This window comes from Streptosporangium sp. NPDC048886, from assembly GCF_055586905.1.
On record NZ_JBVJHH010000010.1, the window covers coordinates 252,579 to 270,588 of the forward strand.

At 71.0% G+C, this 18,010-nt stretch carries 21 protein-coding genes; 9 read left to right on the top strand and 12 right to left on the bottom strand.

Features of this window, described 5'->3' with window-relative positions; all coding sequences use genetic code 11:
* Positions 1–186: 186 nt before the first annotated feature.
* The 4 genes from ACZ6R6_RS15105 to kdpF are packed head-to-tail and all read right to left on the bottom strand — an operon-like array spanning position 187 to position 4,936.
* The gene (locus ACZ6R6_RS15105) at positions 187–1,059 is read right to left on the bottom strand and encodes a potassium-transporting ATPase subunit C (protein WP_470093612.1); all 873 of its coding nucleotides are present in this window, start codon (positions 1,057–1,059) and stop codon (positions 187–189) included.
* Complete coding sequence (gene kdpB, locus ACZ6R6_RS15110) at positions 1,059–3,185, bottom strand: potassium-transporting ATPase subunit KdpB (RefSeq protein ID WP_470093614.1); 2,127 nt, start codon at positions 3,183–3,185, stop codon at positions 1,059–1,061. The genes ACZ6R6_RS15105 and kdpB overlap by 1 nt, the downstream gene beginning before the upstream one ends.
* Positions 3,185–4,846, bottom strand: a complete 1,662-nt coding sequence (kdpA, locus tag ACZ6R6_RS15115; protein ID WP_470093616.1) for a potassium-transporting ATPase subunit KdpA — start codon at positions 4,844–4,846, stop codon at positions 3,185–3,187. Before kdpA ends, kdpB begins: the two co-directional genes overlap by 1 nt.
* Positions 4,847–4,936, bottom strand: a complete 90-nt coding sequence (gene kdpF / locus ACZ6R6_RS15120; protein WP_306861668.1) for a K(+)-transporting ATPase subunit F — start codon at positions 4,934–4,936, stop codon at positions 4,847–4,849.
* A 322-nt stretch (positions 4,937–5,258) separates the two neighbouring features.
* Here kdpF and ACZ6R6_RS15125 point away from each other — a divergent pair, with 322 nt between their 5' ends.
* Together ACZ6R6_RS15125 and ACZ6R6_RS15130 are read left to right on the top strand one after the other, a co-directional pair.
* Complete coding sequence (locus tag ACZ6R6_RS15125; RefSeq protein WP_470093619.1) at positions 5,259–6,071, top strand: NAD(P)H-binding protein; 813 nt, start codon at positions 5,259–5,261, stop codon at positions 6,069–6,071.
* Positions 6,072–6,179: 108 nt separating this feature from the next.
* Positions 6,180–6,854 (top strand): class I SAM-dependent methyltransferase, encoded by a 675-nt coding sequence (locus tag ACZ6R6_RS15130; protein ID WP_470093621.1) that lies wholly within the window; start codon positions 6,180–6,182, stop codon positions 6,852–6,854.
* Between the two features lie 25 nt (positions 6,855–6,879).
* On the opposite strand, the gene ACZ6R6_RS15135 is transcribed toward ACZ6R6_RS15130, so the two are convergent.
* From ACZ6R6_RS15135 to ACZ6R6_RS15145, 3 genes are all read right to left on the bottom strand, one after another.
* Positions 6,880–7,434, bottom strand: coding sequence for a DUF4396 domain-containing protein (locus ACZ6R6_RS15135; RefSeq protein WP_470093623.1), 555 nt, complete (start codon positions 7,432–7,434; stop codon positions 6,880–6,882).
* A 213-nt stretch (positions 7,435–7,647) separates the two neighbouring features.
* Complete coding sequence (locus ACZ6R6_RS15140; protein ID WP_470093625.1) at positions 7,648–8,286, bottom strand: DUF305 domain-containing protein; 639 nt, start codon at positions 8,284–8,286, stop codon at positions 7,648–7,650.
* Positions 8,287–8,370: 84 nt separating this feature from the next.
* Complete coding sequence (locus ACZ6R6_RS15145) at positions 8,371–8,841, bottom strand: hypothetical protein (RefSeq protein WP_470093627.1); 471 nt, start codon at positions 8,839–8,841, stop codon at positions 8,371–8,373.
* A gap of 277 nt (positions 8,842–9,118) precedes the next feature.
* On the opposite strand from ACZ6R6_RS15145, the gene ACZ6R6_RS15150 reads away from it, so the two are divergent.
* Positions 9,119–9,601, top strand: a complete 483-nt coding sequence (locus ACZ6R6_RS15150; RefSeq protein ID WP_470093628.1) for a metallophosphoesterase family protein — start codon at positions 9,119–9,121, stop codon at positions 9,599–9,601.
* Between the two features lie 132 nt (positions 9,602–9,733).
* A complete protein-coding gene (locus ACZ6R6_RS15155) occupies positions 9,734–10,990 on the top strand; it encodes an MFS transporter (RefSeq protein WP_470093630.1) in 1,257 nt (418 codons plus the stop codon).
* Positions 10,991–11,072: 82 nt separating this feature from the next.
* On the opposite strand, the gene ACZ6R6_RS15160 is transcribed toward ACZ6R6_RS15155, so the two are convergent.
* On the bottom strand, positions 11,073–12,131 hold the full coding sequence (locus tag ACZ6R6_RS15160) for a polysaccharide deacetylase family protein (protein WP_470093632.1): 1,059 nt from the start codon (positions 12,129–12,131) through the stop codon (positions 11,073–11,075).
* A gap of 207 nt (positions 12,132–12,338) precedes the next feature.
* Between ACZ6R6_RS15160 and ACZ6R6_RS15165 the strand changes: the two genes are divergently transcribed.
* Positions 12,339–12,812 carry an NUDIX domain-containing protein gene (locus tag ACZ6R6_RS15165; RefSeq protein ID WP_470093633.1) on the top strand — a complete coding sequence of 158 codons (474 nt, stop codon included), beginning with the start codon at positions 12,339–12,341 and terminating at the stop codon, positions 12,810–12,812.
* Between the two features lie 43 nt (positions 12,813–12,855).
* Here the strand turns inward: ACZ6R6_RS15165 and ACZ6R6_RS15170 are convergent, their stop codons facing one another.
* The 3 genes from ACZ6R6_RS15170 to ACZ6R6_RS15180 form a co-directional block, all read right to left on the bottom strand.
* A complete protein-coding gene (locus ACZ6R6_RS15170) occupies positions 12,856–13,260 on the bottom strand; it encodes a GNAT family N-acetyltransferase (protein WP_470093635.1) in 405 nt (134 codons plus the stop codon).
* Positions 13,261–13,476: 216 nt separating this feature from the next.
* Positions 13,477–13,875 (bottom strand): ATP-binding protein, encoded by a 399-nt coding sequence (locus ACZ6R6_RS15175; protein WP_470093637.1) that lies wholly within the window; start codon positions 13,873–13,875, stop codon positions 13,477–13,479.
* Positions 13,876–14,151: 276 nt separating this feature from the next.
* Positions 14,152–14,529 carry an STAS domain-containing protein gene (locus tag ACZ6R6_RS15180; protein ID WP_470093638.1) on the bottom strand — a complete coding sequence of 126 codons (378 nt, stop codon included), beginning with the start codon at positions 14,527–14,529 and terminating at the stop codon, positions 14,152–14,154.
* 566 nt (positions 14,530–15,095) lie between these two features.
* Here ACZ6R6_RS15180 and ACZ6R6_RS15185 point away from each other — a divergent pair.
* From ACZ6R6_RS15185 to ACZ6R6_RS15200, 4 genes are all read left to right on the top strand, one after another.
* Positions 15,096–15,380 carry a GNAT family N-acetyltransferase gene (locus ACZ6R6_RS15185; protein WP_470093640.1) on the top strand — a complete coding sequence of 95 codons (285 nt, stop codon included), beginning with the start codon at positions 15,096–15,098 and terminating at the stop codon, positions 15,378–15,380.
* Positions 15,381–15,508: 128 nt separating this feature from the next.
* A complete protein-coding gene (locus tag ACZ6R6_RS15190; protein WP_470093642.1) occupies positions 15,509–15,919 on the top strand; it encodes a VOC family protein in 411 nt (136 codons plus the stop codon).
* Between the two features lie 154 nt (positions 15,920–16,073).
* A complete protein-coding gene (locus ACZ6R6_RS15195) occupies positions 16,074–16,193 on the top strand; it encodes a DLW-39 family protein (RefSeq protein WP_210157488.1) in 120 nt (39 codons plus the stop codon).
* Positions 16,194–16,222: 29 nt separating this feature from the next.
* Positions 16,223–16,963: an HAD-IA family hydrolase gene (locus ACZ6R6_RS15200; RefSeq protein WP_470093644.1), complete on the top strand. Its 741-nt coding sequence runs from the start codon at positions 16,223–16,225 to the stop codon at positions 16,961–16,963.
* Between the two features lie 154 nt (positions 16,964–17,117).
* Here ACZ6R6_RS15200 and ACZ6R6_RS15205 read toward each other — a convergent pair whose 3' ends face one another.
* A complete protein-coding gene (locus ACZ6R6_RS15205; protein WP_470093646.1) occupies positions 17,118–17,855 on the bottom strand; it encodes a thermonuclease family protein in 738 nt (245 codons plus the stop codon).
* Between the last annotated feature and the right edge of the window lie 155 nt (positions 17,856–18,010).

Below are 18,010 nucleotides of genomic sequence, written 5' to 3' on the forward strand. Positions count from 1 at the left end.
AGGTTGGAGGAACATACCCGGTCCCGGGCGGATCGAGCCGGACACCACGGGCGGCGGTGTCAGGGACTGCGGGGCGTGGACGTTGCCATGCGCCGTCCCCGGCGGCTCTCGCCGAGCATCGCGAAGGTCTTGCCCACCCCGGGGACCGCGCCCGGGGAGACCCCCAGCCGCCCGCGTGGCACCGTGTCACCCCTTGTCGAGGGCCAGGTTGAGCTGGAGCACGTTGACCGCCGGCTCGCCCATGAAGCCGAGCGCCCGGCCGGTGGTGTGCTCCTCGACGAGCCGCCTCACCCGCTCCACGGCGATCCCGCGCTCCCTGGCCACACGAGGAGCCTGCAGCTCGGCGTAGGCGACCGAGATGTGCGGGTCGAGACCGGAGCCGCCGGCGGTGACCGCGTCGGCGGGCACCACCGCCCTGACGTCGCCGCGGACGGGGACGGTACGGCCGGCCGCGTAGTCCTCGCCGGGCCTGCCGCACTCGACCCTGACGCCCTGGTAGCGGGCGACGAAGGGCCGGGCGGGGCATGCCTGGTTGACGCTGACCGCCCGGGTGACCGCGCCGACGGCGGGGAAGACCTTCAGCACCGCGCCCACGCCGTCGGGGGTGCAGTACGGCCGGGCCCCGGAGACGCCCTCCAGTTCGCCGACCGCCCTGGACCGGGCGCAGACCTGGGTGAGCAGGCTCCGCCGACCCTCGTCGGGGTGGCCCGCAGCGTCCTTGGCGCCCGGCACCGGCAGGACGTCGAGCACGTCCTCGGGGCCGAGGTTGCTCGCGGCGGTGGACAGCATGTCGTAGCCGTCGCCGGCCGCCGACGGCCGGCTCTGGAAGTATTTCTCGACGGGGTCGCCGTTCTCGTCGGTGAAGCTCTGGCCGACGATGGCGCTGCCCACGGTCCTGCCGTCGCGCTCGATCAGCGAGCCGTTGGCGTTGCCGTTGAGGACGGTCTGGGCGACCCCGGTCACCAGCAGCGGGTAGGCCCCGCCGAGGAGCAGGGTCAGCACGATGACCGCGCGGAGGGCGGCGAGGTGCCGGCGGATCCAGCCTGGCAGACGTTCCATTACGACATCCCCGGAAGGAACTGGACGATGAGGTCGATGATCTTGATGCCGACGAAGGGCGCGACGACGCCGCCCAGACCGTAGACGTAGAGATTGCGGCTGAGCAGCTTCGACGCGCTCGACGGCCGGTAGCGCACGCCGCGCAGGGCCAGCGGGATCAGCGCCACGATGATGATCGCGTTGAAGATGACCGCGGACAGGATCGCCGACTGCGGGCTGGTCAGGCGCATGACGTTCAGCGCGTCCAGCCCCGGGTAGACCGCGGCGAACATCGCGGGAATGATCGCGAAGTACTTGGCGATGTCGTTGGCGATCGAGAAGGTCGTCAGCGCGCCCCGGGTGATCAGCAGTTGCTTGCCGATCTCGACGATCTCGATGAGCTTGGTCGGGTTGGAGTCGAGGTCGACCATGTTGCCGGCCTCCTTGGCGGCCGACGTGCCGGTGTTCATCGCCACCCCGACGTCCGACTGCGCGAGCGCGGGCGCGTCGTTGGTGCCGTCACCGGTCATGGCGACCAGCCGGCCGCCCTGCTGCTCCTTCCTGATCAGGGCGAGCTTGTCCTCGGGCGTGGCCTCGGCGAGGAAGTCGTCCACCCCGGCCTCGTCCGCGATGGCCTTGGCGGTCAGCGGGTTGTCCCCAGTGATCATGACGGTGCGGATGCCCATCCGGCGCATCTCGTCGAACCGCTCGCGCATGCCCTCCTTGACGACGTCCTTGAGGTGGACGACGCCGAGCACGCGCCCCTTCTCCGCCACCACCAGCGGGGTGCCGCCGGAGCCGGAGATCCCGTCCACCAGGTGGCCCACCTCGTCGGTCGGATGGCCGCCGTGGTCGCGCACCCACTTCATCACCGCGGTCGCGGCGCCCTTGCGGACCTCGCGGCCATCCAGGTTCACCCCCGACATGCGGGTCTGCGCGGTGAAGGCGATCCACTCGGCCTGGGCCAGCTCGCCGGGCTCCCGCTCCCGCAGGCCGTACGCCTGCTTGGCGTAGACCACGATCGAGCGGCCCTCCGGCGTCTCGTCGGCCAGGCTGGACAGCTGCGCCGCCCGCGCCAGTTCCATCTCGGGGACACCGGCCACCGGGACGAACTCCGACGCCTGCCGGTTCCCCAGGGTGATCGTGCCGGTCTTGTCCAGCAGCAGCGTGCTGACGTCACCCGCGGCCTCGACGGCGCGTCCGCTCATCGCCAGCACGTTGCGCTGCACCAGGCGGTCCATGCCCGCGATGCCGATCGCCGACAGCAGCGCGCCGATCGTGGTCGGGATGAGGCAGACCAGCAGGGAGGCCAGCACGATGCCCGTGACGCCGTCTCCGGTGAGCGCGAGCGAGTCGGGCACACCCGGGTTCGCCGCCTTGGCGTAGATCGCGAACGGCTGCATGGTGACGGTGGCGACCAGGAAGATGACCGTCAGCGCGGCCAGCAGGATGTTCAGCGCGATCTCGTTCGGCGTCTTCTGCCGGTCGGCGCCCTCGACCAGGGCGATCATCCGGTCGATGAAGCTCTCGCCGGGCTTCTGGGTGATCCGCACGATGATCCTGTCGGACAGCACCTTGGTGCCGCCGGTCACCGCGGACCGGTCACCGCCCGACTCGCGGATCACCGGTGCCGACTCGCCCGTGATGGCCGATTCGTCGACGCTCGCGATGCCCTCGACGACGTCGCCGTCACCCGGAATGGTCTCTCCGGCCTCGACGATCACATGGTCGCCCTGCCTCAGCTCGGGCGCCCCGACGACATCCCATCGGGAGTGGTCGTCCCGGTTCTTGAGGCGGCGGGCGGTGGTGTCGCGCTTGGCGGCGCGCAGCGTCGCCGCCTGCGCCTTGCCCCGGCCCTCGGCCACGGCCTCGGCCAGGTTGGCGAAGATCACCGTCAGCCAGAGCCACACCACGATGGCCCAGGCGAAGAAAGACGGCCTGAGGACCGCGAGCACGGTGGTGAACAGCGCGCCGATCTCCACGATCAGCATGACCGGGTTACGCCAGAGTGTGACCGGGTTCAGCTTGACCAGCGCGTCGGGCAGCGACCTGACGAGCTGCCCCGGGTCGAGCAGACCGCCGCCGACCCTGCCGTTCTTCTTGGGTGCCGGAGCCTTCTCCGGCGCTTCGACCGGACGGGTCGTCATTACAGGAGTCCTTCTGCGAGCGGCCCCAGCGCCAGCGCCGGGAGGAAGGTCAGGGCGACGAGGATGATCGTCACGCCGACGACCATGCCGACGAACTGCGGCCGGTGCGTCGGCAGCGTGCCCGCCGACTCGGGCACGGGCGTCTGCCCGGCCAGCGAGCCGGCGAGGGCGAGTACGAAGACGATCGGCAGGAACCGGCCGAACGCCATGCACAGGCCGAGTGCCACGTCGTACCACGGGGTGTTGACGGTGACGCCGCCGAAGGCCGAGCCGTTGTTGTTGGAAGCGCTGGTGAAGGCGTAGAGGATCTCGGAGAAACCGTGCGGCCCGCTGTTCAGCATGGCCGCCAGGCCCGCCTCGTTGCCCATCGCGACGGCCGTGCCGACCAGCACCAGGACGGGGGTGACCAGGAAGTACAGCGAGGCCAGCTTGATCTCGCGGGCGCCGATCCGCTTGCCGAGATACTCCGGGGTCCGGCCCACCATGAGTCCGGCGACGAACACGGTGATCGTGGCCAGGACGAGCATGCCGTACAGGCCGGAGCCGACACCGCCGGGGGCGACCTCGCCCAGCATCATGTTGAACAGCGTCATCATGCCGCCGAACGGGGTGTAGGAGTCGTGGAAGGAGTTCACGGCGCCGGTGCTGGTGAGCGTGGTCGAGGCGGCGAAGGTCGCGGAGCCGGCGACGCCGAAGCGCACCTCCTTGCCCTCCATGGCCGCGCCGACCGCCTGCGGGACGGTGGCCGCGCCCTGCAGCTCGAAGACGTTGGTGAGCGTGACGCTGACGAGGGCGATCGTGGCCATCACGGCGAGGATCGCGTAGCCCTGGCGGACCTGGCCGACCATCCTGCCGAAGGTGCGGGTCAGGCTGAAGGGGATGACGAGGATCAGGAAGATCTCGAACCAGTTGGTCCACGCCGTGGCGTTCTCGAACGGGTGGGCCGAGTTGGTGTTGTAGAAGCCGCCGCCGTTGGTGCCCAGCTCCTTGATGACCTCCTGGCTGGCCACCGGACCGCCGGTCATGTTCTGCGCGCCGCCGGTGAGCGTGGTGATCCCGTGCGGGCCCGCGAAGTTCTGCACCAGACCGCCGGCGACCAGCAGCAGCGCGCCGACGAACGCGATCGGCAGCAGGACGCGGACGGTGCCGCGCACCAGGTCCACCCAGAAGTTGCCGATGGTGTCGGAGCCCCTGCGGGCGAACCCGCGCACCAGCGCGATCGCCACGGCCATGCCGACCGCCGCGGACACGAAGTTCTGTACGGCCAGCGCCGCCATCTGGACCAGGTGGCCCATGGTGCTCTCGCCGGAATAGGCCTGCCAGTTGGTGTTGGTGACGAAGCTGATCGCGGTGTTCCACGCGATGTGGTCGGGGACCGGTCCGAAACCGAGGCTCAGGAAGAGCCTGTCCTGCAGGCGCTGCATCCCGTACACCGACAGGACCGAGATGACCGAGAAGGCCAGCACGTTGCGCGCGTAGACGCCCCACCGCTGCTCGACGTCGGCCCGGACGCCGAGCAGGCGGTAGATGGAGCGCTCCACCACGGTGTGCCCGGTGCTCGTGTAAGTCCGGTACATGTGGTCGCCGAGGGGCCTGTGCACCAGGGCCAGCGCGATGACGAGGGATGCGACGAAGATGATCCCGGCTGCTGTGGTGCTCATCTAGAAACGCTCCGGGAAGAGCAGGGCCGCGACCATGAAGATCACCAGGCCGACGGCCACTGCGAGACCGGTGGCGTTGATCGCGCTCACAGGCGCTCCACCGCCTTCACGACAAGCCCGAAGATCACGAAGATCGCGATCGTCAGGGCGACGAAGATGACGTCAGCCATCCCCACTCCTCAAGTCCGGACGTTGCTTCACGGCCAAGTGGCCGCATAGAGAGCAAACCGGGCTATTTGTGGGACTTTGCCGTTCTTGACGGCTTTCATACGCCGTGCGGTTGAGTTTTGACGCGATCCCTACGGCACGCCGCAGGCGGGATCCGTCCGGCGGCCGCGGGCGGGTCTCCTGGCCGGGGTTGACTTGAAGTCCGCTTCAAGTTTCAGGATGGGGGGCGACCAAGGAGGAGACCATGATTCTGGTTATCGGAGCGACCGGTAACGTCGGCCGCAACGTCGTGTCCCAGCTGCTGGAGTCCGGCGCCGAGGTGCGCGCGCTGGTCCGCGACCCCGGCGCCGCCCGGCTGCCGGAGGGCGTCGAGGCGGTGCGCGGCGACCTGACCCGGCCGGAGACGGTGGAGGCGGCCCTGGACGGGGTCGAGTCGGTGTTCCTGCTCTGGCCCGGGTTCGCCGCCGAGCAGGCCGCGCCGGTCGTGGAGCTGATCGCCAAGCACGCGCGCCGCGTCGTATACCTGTCGACGATGAACCCGGAGAGCACCTTCCACGGGAGGCTGGAGGAGCTGATCAGGGAGTCCGGGCTGGAATGGACCTTCCTGCGGCCCGGCGGGTTCGCCGTCAACACGCTGATGTGGGCCGGGCAGATCCGCGAGGGCGTCGTGCGCTGGCCGTACGCGCGGGCCGGGCGGTCGCTCATCCACGAGCGGGACATCGCCGCGGTCGCCGCGGTCGTGCTGACCGGCGACGGGCACGCCGGGAAGATCTACGACCTCACCGGGCCGTCGGTGGTGACCCAGGCCGAGCAGGTCCGCATCATCGGGGAGGCGGCCGGCCGCCCGGCACGCTACGAGGAGCTGCCCAGGGAGGTCGCGCGCGAGCAACTGCTCGCCGCCTGGGGCGAGGCCACGTTCGTCGACGGCGCGCTCGACCACTGGGCGCGGATCGTGACCGAGCCGGAGCCGGTCACCCACACGGTCGAGGAGCTGACCGGGGTCCCCGCCCGCACCTTCCACCAGTGGGCGGCCGACCACGCCGCCGACTTCCGCTGAGCACCCCTCCACTCCGTATCCGTACGGCGGGGCGCCCCGGGGCCCGGGTGGCGCGGGGCCGGTCCCGGCCCGCCGGCCTGGTCCGGCCGCCGGTCAGCTGGTGAACTGGTGACGAGGGGGGAGGACGCCATGCCGGAGGCCCAGGTCAACCACCCGATCTTCGCCCGGTGCTACGCCCGCGTCAGCCCGGTGGTGGAGCGCCACGGCCTGGCCGCCCGCCGGCAGAGGTTGCTGGCCGGGCTGTCGGGCCAGGTGATCGAGGTGGGCGCCGGGAACGGGCTGACCTTCGCCCACTACCCGCCCACCGTCGCCCGGGTACTCGCGGTGGAGCCCGAACCGCGGCTGCGCAGGCTCGCGCGGGCGGCCGCCCGCGCGGCCCCGGTCCCGGTCGAGGTGGTCGGCGGCCTCGCCGACCGCCTTCCGGGCGGAGACCGGACCTTCGACGCCGCGGTGGTGTCGATGGTGCTCTGCTCGGTGCCGGATCCCGATTCGGCGTTGCGGGAGATGCGCCGGGTGCTCAAGCCCGGCGGCCAACTGCGCTTCCTGGAGCACGTCCGGGCCGACTCGGCCGGCCTGGTCCGGGTGCAGCGGCTGCTGGACGCCACCCTGTGGCCGCGCCTGGCCGGCGGCTGTCACACCGGCCGTGACAGTGCCGCGGCGATCGAGCGCGCCGGGTTCACCATGGAGCGGCTGGAGCGCTTCCTGCTCCCCGGGGTCCGCACCCCGGTCTCCTTCTTCATCCTCGGCGTGGCCTCACGCCCGCCGGCCGCCGACCCTCGGTAGGCCGTGCGCGGCGGCCCGGGGGACGTCAGTGGTGGTAGGCGTGGACCACCGCGTGCCCCTTGCCCTTGCCGATGATCCACTTGTTGATCGGGGTGGTGACGAGGAAGGCCACCAGCAGGGAGAACGCGAGAGCGCCCCAGAACAGGGCCGAGGCGAGACCGGCGTCCATGGCGCCGGGCACCACCATCATCACTCCGTTGTCGACGATCTCCATGACGATGATGGACACGGTGTCGGCGGCGAGGGCCAGCCGTACGAGCTCGCGCCAGCCGAGACCGGACTTGCGCAGTCCCACGATGGTGAGCGCGTAACCGAAGAAGAAGGCCAGGACGACGGCCAGGACGATGGTCGGCGTGTTGGACCAGCCCAGGGCCGTGCCGATCACCATGCCGAGCACCTCGCCGATGGCACATCCGGTGAGGCAGTGCAGGGTCGCCGACGCGGCCATCCGCCACGTCACCTTCCCGGAGTGGCCCGCGTGAGAGGGATCCGCGTGCCCGTGCTGGGCATGTCCGTGCTGGTCATGCCCGTGGTGCTCTCCGTGGCCGCCGTGGTCCATGTGCTGCGTCGGTCCGGACATCGTGATCTCCCTATCCGTCAGCCGGTGCTGATGTGTCCAAAGTATACCCCATAGGGGTATATGGCAATGGGGTGGGCCGCGCGGCGGGACGGGTGAGGCAGGAGAGGGGGCCGGGACACGGCCGGTGAGACGCCTCGCCGGCCGGCTGGTACCGCCGAGGGGCACCGGTGCCCGGGCGCGCGCACCCGGGCACCGGCCTGGCACAAGGCCCGATCAGAGTCTGTCGAGGATTTTCTGCAGCTGCCCGATCTCGGCCTCCTGTGCGGTCACGATCTCCCCGGCGAGCGCCTTGGCCTCGGAGGCGGCCCCCTGGGCCTGCTCGGTCCGGGCCATCTCGATCGCCCCCTTGTGGTGGGCGATCATCAGTTCGGCGAACATCCGGTCGAACACCGCCCCCTCCGCCTTCTGGAGCTCGGCCATGTCCTCCGCGGTCACCATGCCGGGCATGTCATGCCCGCCGTGGCCGCCCGCCGGGGTGGCGGGCCTGCCCCAGGCCGACAGCCAGCCGGCCATGGTGGCGATCTCCGGATCCTGGGCGGCCTTGATCTCCGCGGCGAGTGCCTTGACCTCGGGGTCGGTGGCCCGCTTCTCGGCGAGCTCGGCCATCTCCACCGCCTGCTCGTGATGCGGGATCATCATCTGCGCGAAGGTGGCGTCGGCCTCGTTGAAGGGGGTCGACGGACGTGGGCTCGCGGCGGCGGCCGGAGCGCCGCTGGGCGCGCCGGTGCCCGCCGCCGTGGACGAGGCTCCCCCGCCGCAGGCGGCCAGCAGCACGAGCACGCCGGCTCCGGCGGCGGTGAGCGCGAGCCTGCGGACGGCGGGTCGGTCGGTGGATCGGTCGGTGAACGTCATGTGCTGATCTCTTCCGGTTCTGTGTTACCTGCCTGGCGACCGTGCGCGGGCGGGTCTCGGGGACCGCCCGCCGAAGCGATCGGCCTATACGCGCAGGACCGAGAGACGTGCCAGGCGCAGTGCCGTCCTGTCGGGCGGCGGCCTCGCGACAGGCGGTGACGACGGGCGCGCGGTGGCCGCGGCCTGCGAGGCCCGCCGTCGCGCCCGCGCCGCGCCGAGGGACACGACGATGAGCGCGGTCAGTACGGCCAGGCAGACCGAGGACGGGTCGGGCCCGGGAAGATCGTCGCCCGTGCCGGACACCCGTCGCCCGCCCGCCGCCTCCGTCGTCGGGGGCGAGGACATGAGAGCGGGCGCGGGCTCTGACGCCGATGGGGGCGGGGAAAGCGGCGCGGGATCCCGCCGGTCCATGACCTCGCCGTGTCCAGCCGTGACCGGCGGGCCGCCGTGCTCCAGATGGCCGAGGGTGTGCATCCCGGCGACACCCAGGACGAGTGCGAGGAGCAGCAGCCGGTGGGACCGCCACGACGGGCGCCTCCGGACCGAGCCGTCCATCCTCGCCTCCGTGCGCGCGGGGTCCGGCCGCTGTGACGCGGCAACCTACGATCCACAATAGTAGAACATCGAGGAGGCCGTCCCGGCACGACCGGCATGATCAAGGGCAGCTTGGAGCCACCGCTGTCGCGATGGGCGCCCTTCCGGGCACGGCGGATATGAGAGCCTTCTGTGATGCGGGCCGTAGTGGACATGCGGGCCGCCGGGTGCGGGCGACGGGCCGTGGAGCACGGGCCGCCGGGCGACGGGCCGTGGAGCAAGGCGGGACAATGGCACAGTGAAAGTGGTGGTCCTGGCCGACACCCACGCGCCGCGGCGCTGGAAGTCCTGCCCGCCGAAGGTGGCCGAGCATCTCCGCGGCGCCGACCTGATCCTGCACGCCGGTGACGTCTGCACCGCCGACGTGCTCGACGAGCTCGCCGCCTACGCGCCGGTCCACGTCGTCAAGGGCAACAATGACGGACCCGACATGGCGGCTCCCGAGACGCTCGAACTCGACCTCGGCGGGCTGCGGGTGGCGATGATCCACGACAGCGGCGCGGCACGGGGACGGCTCGCCCGGATGCGCCGCCGGTTCCCCTCGGCCGACCTGGTGGTCTTCGGCCACTCCCACATCCCGCTGGACGAGAGCGACGCCGGACTGCGCATCTTCAACCCCGGGTCGCCGACCGACCGGCGCCGCCAGCCCCACGGCACCCTGGGGCTGCTCCGCGTCGAGGACGGTTTCCTCGCCGAGGCCGTGATCATCCCGGTCACCTGACCGGCCCGGATCTGCGCACGGCTCCGCCGTCCGTCTCCAGCGGGCGGGGGCCTATCCGGATATCCAAGCGACATCGCGGCCGGGAGACGACAGGATGGAAGTCCTTTGCGCTTTCATGAAGGAGCCGGCCGGGTGCACAGCTACCGTCACGATCTCGAGATGCTCCGGGATCGGCGCTTCGCCCTGCTGCTCACCGCCCGGACCATCTCGGTGCTGGGCAGCTCGTTCGCACCCGTGGCCCTCGCCTTCGGCGTCCTCGCGCTGCCGGGGGCGACGGCGACGACGCTGTCGGTGGTCCTCGCCGCCGAGTCGCTGCCGATGGTGGCGTTCATGCTCGTGGGCGGTGTGATCGCCGACCGGCTGCCCCGGCACCGGGTGATGATGGCCGGTGAGGCGCTCAACGCGGCGGCGTTCTCCTGCCTGGCCGTGATGCTGCTCACCGGGTGGACCCCGCTGCCCGCCCTGGTGACGGCGGCGGCGGTCAGCGGCGTCGCGATCGCGATCCTCTTCCCCGCGCTGACCGGCATCATCCCCGACGTCGTCCCCGCCGACCGGCTGCAGACCGCCAACGCCCTGATGGGGCTGGGCGCCAACATCTCGCGTGTCGCCGGGCTCGTCCTGAGCGGGGCCACGGTGGTCCTGCTCGGCGGCGGCTGGGCCCTGGTCGTCAGCGGCGCCATGTTCGCCGTGGCGGCCGTGCTCATCGCGGCGCTGCGCCTCACCCCCGCGGAGCGTTCCGCGGCCGAGCGGCACTCGGTCCTGGCCGACCTGCGCGGCGGCTGGCGCGAGTTCATCTCCCGGCAGTGGCTGTGGGTGGTGGTCGCGCAGTTCTCGGTGCTGGTGATGGCCGTGCAGGCCGCGCACGGGGTGCTCGGCCCGCTGGTGGCCAAGGAGCACCTGGGCGGGGCGGCGGCCTGGTCGGCGGTCCTGGCCGGCGAGGCGGTCGGCATGATCGGCGGCGTCTTCCTCGCGCTCCGGCTGCGGCCCCGCCGTCCCATCCTGGTCGGCACCTGCATGACCGTGCCCACGGCGCTGCCCTACCTGCTGCTCGGCCTGGACGCCCCGCTGTGGACGATCGTCATCGGAGCGGTCGTGATGGGCGTCTGCTTCGACCTGTTCGGCGTGCTGTGGAACACCACGATGCAGCGGGAGATCCCGCCCGAGTCCCTGTCCCGGGTCAGCTCCTACGACGCCCTCGGGTCCCTGATGTTCGGCCCGATCGGCCTGCTGGTGGCCGGGCCGCTGGCGATCCTGATCGGCCCGGAGCCGGCACTGCTGGGGTGCGCCGCGGTCGTCGTCCTGGCCTCCCTCGCCGCGCTGCTCTCGCCGGGGGTGCGGAACCTGCGGGCCCCGGAGCCCGCCGAGGAGCCCGACGCCCTGGCGCACTGACGCCGCGGCCGGGGCGTGGGCGCGTGGCGGCCACGCCGGCCGCGGCGCCGATGGCCGCGGCCGCCGGACCGGCCGGATGCCGTCAGTAGGCCAGGACGCGCTCGCTGAAACGCTTGACCACGAACGGCGACTTGAACTTCGGGAAGGCGACCGACTTCGCGTCGCCGTCCGAGGTGTAGCGCTCGTCGCCGTTGGCCTTCAGCCAGTCGAGCCAGGCGGTGGAGCAGAACTTCGCGCAGTCGCCGGTCTTGTCCATCGAGCGGATGCGCGGGATGCCGAGCGGGTCGAAATTCCTGCTGAAGGGCGACATCGCGGGCGTGTACCCGGCGAGGAACACCCCGCCGTAGTCGTAGGAGACGCCGTCGGCGGCGCCCTTGAGGCCCCACTGCTTGTGGTCCGGCTGGTTGCCGTACGGCAGTGCCAGCGTGACCGGGTTGGTGCTGATCAACTTGGTGATGAGCTGGTGGCCCGCGGCGACCTCGGCGTTCACCTGCTTCTCCGGCTTGCCGCGGAGGCTCTTGTGGTCGCGGGTGTGGTTGCCGATGTCGTACCCCTTGTCGCGGAGCCACATCAGCATCTGGGCCTGCTCCTCGGGCGTCGTCTTGCCGAACATGTCGCGCGTCACGTAGAACGTGGCCACCGGGCGGAACCCGGGGTGGCGCTGGGCGACCTCCTGGAGGATGGCGACGGCGGTCAGCGGCTTGGGGGCGCCCATCCCGTCCAGGTCGAACTGCGAGGGGGAGGAGTCGTCGAAGGTGAGGACGACCGGATGCCGCCCCGCGGGGATGTCGATGCGGCCGGTGACGTACTCGGCCGCGGTGATCGGGACGTAGCCCTCCTGGGCCAGCCGCTCCAGCTCCGCGCGGAACTGATCGGGAGTGCGGTCGTCCTGGGTCGTCGGCTTGTCCACCACCCGGTGGTACATGAGCACGGGGATCTGCCCCAGCTCGTTGGCGCGGACCTTCGCGGCGGCCGCCAGCCGGGTCTTGCGGAGGTTGGCCTGTCCGGCCGCCGCCGCGGACGCCTTGGCCGCGGCGGCCACTCCCGCGTCCTTCTTCTCCTGTGCTTCCTCACCCTGCCACGGCATGCACCCGACGAGTACGGCGCCCGCCGCCACGGCCGCCGCACCGACTCTGCTCACCCTAAGAAGGCCCATCGAATCCCCCCAGCGCACAGACGATAAGCACCTCATCCCCCGCTGACCTGCGGGTTGATCTCCGGCTCAGGCAAAGCTTCGTACCCGGCGGCGCGGGTCGCACGGGCTCGCCGCCGGTCCGGGGCCGGGGCGCCGGCCCGCTGCGCCGCCGTACCGTGGCCTGGCGGGCGGAGTTGGCCTACAGTCGGAATCATGAGTGAGCAGGGGTTCCCGCCCGCTGCCCGCGCGCGGGCGGCCGCGGGTGCGCTCTTCTTCGACGGGGCCGGCCGCGTCATGATCGTCCAGCCGTCGTACAAGCCGGAGCGGGACATCCCCGGCGGGTGTGTGGAGCCGGGAGAGACCCCCTACGAGGCCTGTGTCCGCGAAGTCGGCGAGGAGCTGGGCATCCACCCGCCGATCGGCCGCCTGCTCGTGGCGGACTGGGCGCCTCACCCGGGCGAGGGCGACATCGTCCTGTTCGTCTTCGACGGCGGCGTGCTGGGCGCGGAGGCGCTCACGCGGATCACTTTCGCCGACAAGGAGCTGACGGGCTTCGGCTACCACCCCGTGGAGGAGCTGGACGGTCTGCTGCCCGAGCGCCTGGCCCGGCGGGTCAAGGCGGCGGTCGCCGCCCGTGAGCTCGGTGAATCGGTGTATTTGGAGCACGGCAGGGCCGTCCCCGGTTGAGCGGGCGGCCTCGGACGCCCGACGGTCGCCCGGGGCTGTGGTCTCAGCCCTGGAGGGCGGAGCGGCGCAGGCGGCTCATCCCGGGGACGGGGAGCATGCCGAAGCGCTCGTAGTAGGGCTGGAGCGGCGCCTCGCAGAGGAGGTCGACGGAGTAGAGGTGTTCGGTGTCGGCGAGGATCCGCCGCATCAGCTCGCTCCCGATCCCCTGCCCCTGGTATTCGGGGAGGACTTCGAGCCAGGGGACGTACGCGGTCAGGACGCCGTCACTGATCATGTTCACGAAACCGACGACGCGCTCGGTCTCCTCGTCGATCGCGACGAACGCGCGGTAACTCCCCCGCAGGACCGCCAGGTGCCGCTCCGGCGAAGCGGCGACCGGCCAGCCCACGAAGAAGCCCGTGAGCCGGTCGGCCCCGATCGTGTCGACGGCGTCGGTATAACGGATCATGAAGGTGCTCCTGGTGCGGGTCGTGCGGATGGCGGTCCGGCCGGTCCGCGGCCGCCGACCGCGGCGGGGCGCGGTGTGATCGGGCGGGGCGTTACCGGTGCGGGAGGTTGACTGGGGGGCTGTTACGGGTGCGGGGAGGGGGTTGACCGAGGGGCTGCTACCGGTGCGGGGGATGTGACCGGATGAGCCGTCACCGATGCGGGGGTGGGGACGCGGTCACCGGGTGGGGCTGGGGTGCAGGAGCATCCGCAGGCGGACGCGTGACTCCCCGTCGGCCTGCTGGATGGCGAACTCGTCGCACAGCTCGTTCATCAGCCACAGGCCGAAGCCCCGCACGGTGCCCGTGGGGCGCTCCGGGGGGATGTCCCGGGGGGCCAGGGTGCCCGCGGGGTCGACGACCTCGACGGTGATGCAGGTGTCGTTGTGCCAGATGCTCAGCGTGCCCTTGCCGCCGCCGTGCTCCAGGACGTTGATGACGGCCTCGTTGACGGCGAGAAGCAGGTCGTCCAGACGCTCGCCGCGCATGCCGGCCTGGGCCGCGTGGTGAAGGAGACGCTGACGCAGAGCGGTGAGATCGTCGTCGATCGGCCAGTGCTGGCCGTGGTCGCCGGTCACGACACCCCCTTGACGTCGCCTTGTCTGGCAGTCACCGGGAGGTGAGCCGACCCGCTCCAGACCCAGGGCGTTGCTGACGAGTTACATGATGCTAAACACCTGCCCGGTCATTGCCAACTTACGACCATACGGGCAGACGGGCTGTCCGCCCAGAGCCGCCGGCCACGGGTGCGGGTGTCGGCGGCCGGTCCGCGAGCCGGGGGGCGGCGCGCGGTGGCGTGGACGGGCCGCCCGCGTGGGGCGCTACCGGGCGGGGCGCCACCGCGTGGGGCGGCGCTACGACGACTGCCGTGACCGCAGGGCCTCGACGGCGTCAGCGACGGTCGGCTGGATGTCGAAGGCGTGGGTGAGCCCGGTCAGATGGAAGAGCCGCTCCAGGCGGGGGTGCAGCTGCGCCAGTGTGATGCTGGCCCCACGGCCCTGGACGAGCTTCCGGATGGCCAGGAATATCTGGATCCCGGTGGAGTCGCAGAAGGCCAGCCCGCTCAGATCGATGACGAGATCGCACGACTGCGCGCCGAGCAACTCCTGGAGATCGTGCTGGAGCCGCTCGGCGTTGGTGTAGTCGAGCTCGCCGGTCAGTGCCAGCAGGGACACATGTTCCAGCTCCACGGTGCCGTCGGATACGGCGGTGACATGGACGGCAGTGCTCACAGGGAAACCTCTGCAGACGGTGGAGGGGCGGAAGGGGCCGACGTGGCGGTGTCATCGGAAAGACCTGGACCGGGCCCGGTGAGCGCCTGCCCGATCACGGCCGCCCCGGGACGGGGCGCCAGACCCGCTCCGCCGGCGGAAGACTTCACGGAGCCGCGGCGCCGTACGGCCACCGGGCGCGGCGCATGCCGTACGGCCACCGGGCGCGGTGCCTGTGGAGCCGGAGTGACCCACCGGCCGCCGAGGTTGTTCACCCGCAATCTCAAGCCTTCCGCGAGGGCGCCGGCCACCTCGCGAAAGGCCGGTGGATCGGCGCAGCCGTAATCGTCATCGTTCCTCAGTTTACTTATCCTTCAAAATCCCGTCGGATCCCCTTTAGGGAGAGTGTCCGCCGCCGTCCCGCCTGGTGGGGCGCGCTCCGGCCCCGCCGGTGGACCGTCGTCATCCGGTCCGCCGGGACTATTGACCGACCCGCCGACGCATGTCATGAATTTCCGGGGAATGAATGCCGCGGAAAACCGGCTGATCGGTGCGCCGCCGTCCGGCGGCCAGACGGAGGAGGCTCCATGCAGGTCGAAGTCAAGCTCTCGCCCGGCGGCGATCTCTTCGAGGCGGAGGTGGAGGGCAAGCACGCGGGCCAGCTGGAGTTCACCCGGCACGAGGGGCTCATCATCTACACCCACACGGAGGTCGAGCCGGAGTTCGAGGGCAACGGGGTGGGCGGCGCGCTCGCCCGCGCGGCGCTGGACGCGGCCCGGGCCGAAGGTGTGAAGGTCGTGCCGCGCTGCCCGTTCGTGAAGACCTGGATCGAGCGTCACCCCGACTACGCCGACCTCGTCAAGGGCAGCTGATCGGTCACGCGTCTCCCCTGGTCCCCTGGCCCCCCGGCGATCCTCTGGCCGCCGGGTCGGGGCATCGGACGGGGGCGGCGCGTGACGCACCGGCCCGGCCCGGCGGTCACGGTGGCATGCTGCGGATCATGCTGCATCACATCGAACTCTGGGTGCCGGACCTCGGCCGGGCGGTGAGGTCATGGGGATGGCTGCTCGGGGAGCTGGGATACCAGCCCTTCCAGGAATGGGGCGCCGGCCGGAGCTGGAAGCTGGACGGCGTGTATGTCGTCGTCGAGCAGTCCCCCGCGTCGACCGCCCCCTCCCATGATCGATGCCGACCGGGTCTGAATCATTTGGCCTTCGGCGTAATCGGATCCGAGAGAGTAGATGCGCTGGTCGCGGCGGCACCCGAACATGGATGGACGCTGATGTTCACCGATCGGCATCCCCATGCGGGCGGAACCGACCATTACGCGGGTTATCTTGAGAACGAGGACGGCTTCGAGGTCGAACTCGTCGCGGTCGGCGATCATTCGAGCGCGGATCGTACAGCATGATGATAAAGATCACCCGGTTGGCGCAGATTTGCCACGTCGGCTTGTCGGCGCACACCGGATCATGGCCCGATCCCTTGCTAGGCTGCAGGGAACCGTTGGAACCGGGCGTTGTCTCACCCCGGCAGGTGAGACCGTCAAGAAGTGGGGTCACACCGTGAAGAAGCTGATCGTTCTGGCGCTCGTCGCCCTTGGGGGACTGCTGGTCTGGCGCAAGGTGCAGGCTGACCGCGCCGAGCTGGACCTGTGGACCGAGGCCACCGGCAGCGAGAACTGAACAACGCTGCTACCGATTTAGGTGCTTTCATGGTCCTTGCCCAAGGTGGGGAAGTAACTCCCATCAGGCTCGCCTGCCTGGATCTGGCGGGCACCACGATCGGTGATACCGCCATGGTCGAACGGGCGTTCGCCGAGGCGATCGCCACGCAGGGCATCGTGCCCGGGACCGGTGCGTACGCACGCGCCATGGTGCATGTGCACCGGTCTCGGGGCTGCCCGACGATCGAGGTCTTCCGGGGCATCTTCCCCGACAACGAGGCCCAGGCCCAGGCGGCCAACCTGACCTTCGAGCGCTCCTACGAGGGCGCCATCGGGCGCGCGGGCCTGGCCCCCCTGCCCGGCACCGTCGAGGCGCTGGAGAAGCTCCGCGCCGCCGGCGTCAAGGTCTGCCTCATCACCGGCTTCAGCCGGGGCATTCTCAGCCGCGTGCTGAGCACCCTGAGCTGGTCGGACAAGATCGACCTCGCGCTCTGCCCGGAAGACGCCGGGCGCGGCCGCCCCATGCCCGACATGGTCCTCACCGCGGTCCTGCGCCTCGGCATCGAGGACGTCCGCCAGGTCGCGGTGGCCGGTGACTCCGAGAGCGACATGCTCTGCGGCCGGCGCTCCGGCGCTTCGGTGGTCGCCGGCGTCCTGACCGGGGTGCACAGCAAGGAACGCCTCCTCAAGGGCGGCGCCACGCACATCCTGGACTCCATCGCCGACTTCCCCACCCTGGTGTTCGGCGGCGAGCGGGTGGGGGTCCCCGTGGGTGCAGCCGCCCTCTGACGGGCTCCTCCGCACCCACCGCCTTCCGGGCGGCTGCCTGCGGGCACCGCCCTTCGACCCCTCCGCGCCCGCTGGTGAGGCGGCGACACGGTGGTCCCGTCGGCCCGGCCGTACCGACCGCGGAAGCCGTACCGACCGCGGAGGTTGCCTACGGCTAGCGCTCGCAGACCACGCCGTCCCCGTCGCGGTCCTGGTACCAGCCGTATTCGGGGTCCACTCCACGCCGGTAGGGCCCGTAACCCGCGGCGTTCGCCTCACCACACGTCCGGAAACGCGGATCGGTGCCACCGCTCCCCGTGTCGCTCGGCCGCGGTGTGGGGCGCGGCTCCGGCGTGGTCGTCGGCTTCGGCGGACTCGGAGTGCGGGTGGGGGTCGGCGCCGGCGCCGGGGTGGCCGTCCCACCGCACTTGCCCGACCAGACCCGGAGCCGCTGCCCGGCGGCTCGCTTCTCCTCCTTCTTGAGGGATTCGGTGAATCGGTCGTTCGGCGTCATGGACTTCCATTTCGCATAGCCGTACCGGAGGAGATCGTGATTGACGGAAACCCCTTCGGAATTCCAGACGTAGAGAAGGCTCAGGCCATTTCTGTCCTGCGGTTTCCTGTCGGCCAGTGTGTATGCCGTGGAGCCCGCCGGCAGCAGCTTGGCCGTCCGGGCGGACGCCTCCTTCGCCCAGCACTCCTTCCCGCCGGGCGCGTTCACCTCCAGCACCCGCACCTTCACCGTCCTGCGGCCGAAGAGGAGGAGCAGGGCGTCGCCGTCGACGACCTTCTTGACCTTGGCCCGTACCGTCCCCTCCGGTAGAGCCGGACCGGCACCGGCCGGGACGGCGAAGCCCGCGGTGGCGAATGTGACCATGGCGGCCAGCGTGATGGCCGTGCTGCCTCTTCTCACATGGAACTCCTGATTCCTGAGAGGTCCGGACCGTCAAGCTACTGAGCCTGAAAGGCTGAAGTTACAGCGGTTCGAGGAGCAGGCCGGTCTGGGCGATGAAGCCGTCGAGCAGCGCAGGACGGTACTGCATCCGTTTGAGCTTGGCCTTGACCAGC

Coding starts and splice junctions, on each gene's coding strand:
- ACZ6R6_RS15185 (WP_470093640.1), top strand. CDS start 15,096: ATGCAGGTCGAAGTCAAGCTCTCGCCCGGCGGCGATCTCTTCGAGGCG.
- ACZ6R6_RS15145 (WP_470093627.1), bottom strand. CDS start 8,841: ATGGACGGCTCGGTCCGGAGGCGCCCGTCGTGGCGGTCCCACCGGCTG.
- kdpB (WP_470093614.1), bottom strand. CDS start 3,185: ATGACGACCCGTCCGGTCGAAGCGCCGGAGAAGGCTCCGGCACCCAAG.
- ACZ6R6_RS15165 (WP_470093633.1), top strand. CDS start 12,339: ATGAGTGAGCAGGGGTTCCCGCCCGCTGCCCGCGCGCGGGCGGCCGCG.
- ACZ6R6_RS15200 (WP_470093644.1), top strand. CDS start 16,223: ATGGTCCTTGCCCAAGGTGGGGAAGTAACTCCCATCAGGCTCGCCTGC.
- ACZ6R6_RS15125 (WP_470093619.1), top strand. CDS start 5,259: ATGATTCTGGTTATCGGAGCGACCGGTAACGTCGGCCGCAACGTCGTG.
- ACZ6R6_RS15140 (WP_470093625.1), bottom strand. CDS start 8,286: ATGACGTTCACCGACCGATCCACCGACCGACCCGCCGTCCGCAGGCTC.
- ACZ6R6_RS15135 (WP_470093623.1), bottom strand. CDS start 7,434: ATGTCCGGACCGACGCAGCACATGGACCACGGCGGCCACGGAGAGCAC.
- ACZ6R6_RS15170 (WP_470093635.1), bottom strand. CDS start 13,260: ATGATCCGTTATACCGACGCCGTCGACACGATCGGGGCCGACCGGCTC.
- ACZ6R6_RS15190 (WP_470093642.1), top strand. CDS start 15,509: ATGCTGCATCACATCGAACTCTGGGTGCCGGACCTCGGCCGGGCGGTG.
- kdpA (WP_470093616.1), bottom strand. CDS start 4,846: ATGAGCACCACAGCAGCCGGGATCATCTTCGTCGCATCCCTCGTCATC.
- ACZ6R6_RS15105 (WP_470093612.1), bottom strand. CDS start 1,059: ATGGAACGTCTGCCAGGCTGGATCCGCCGGCACCTCGCCGCCCTCCGC.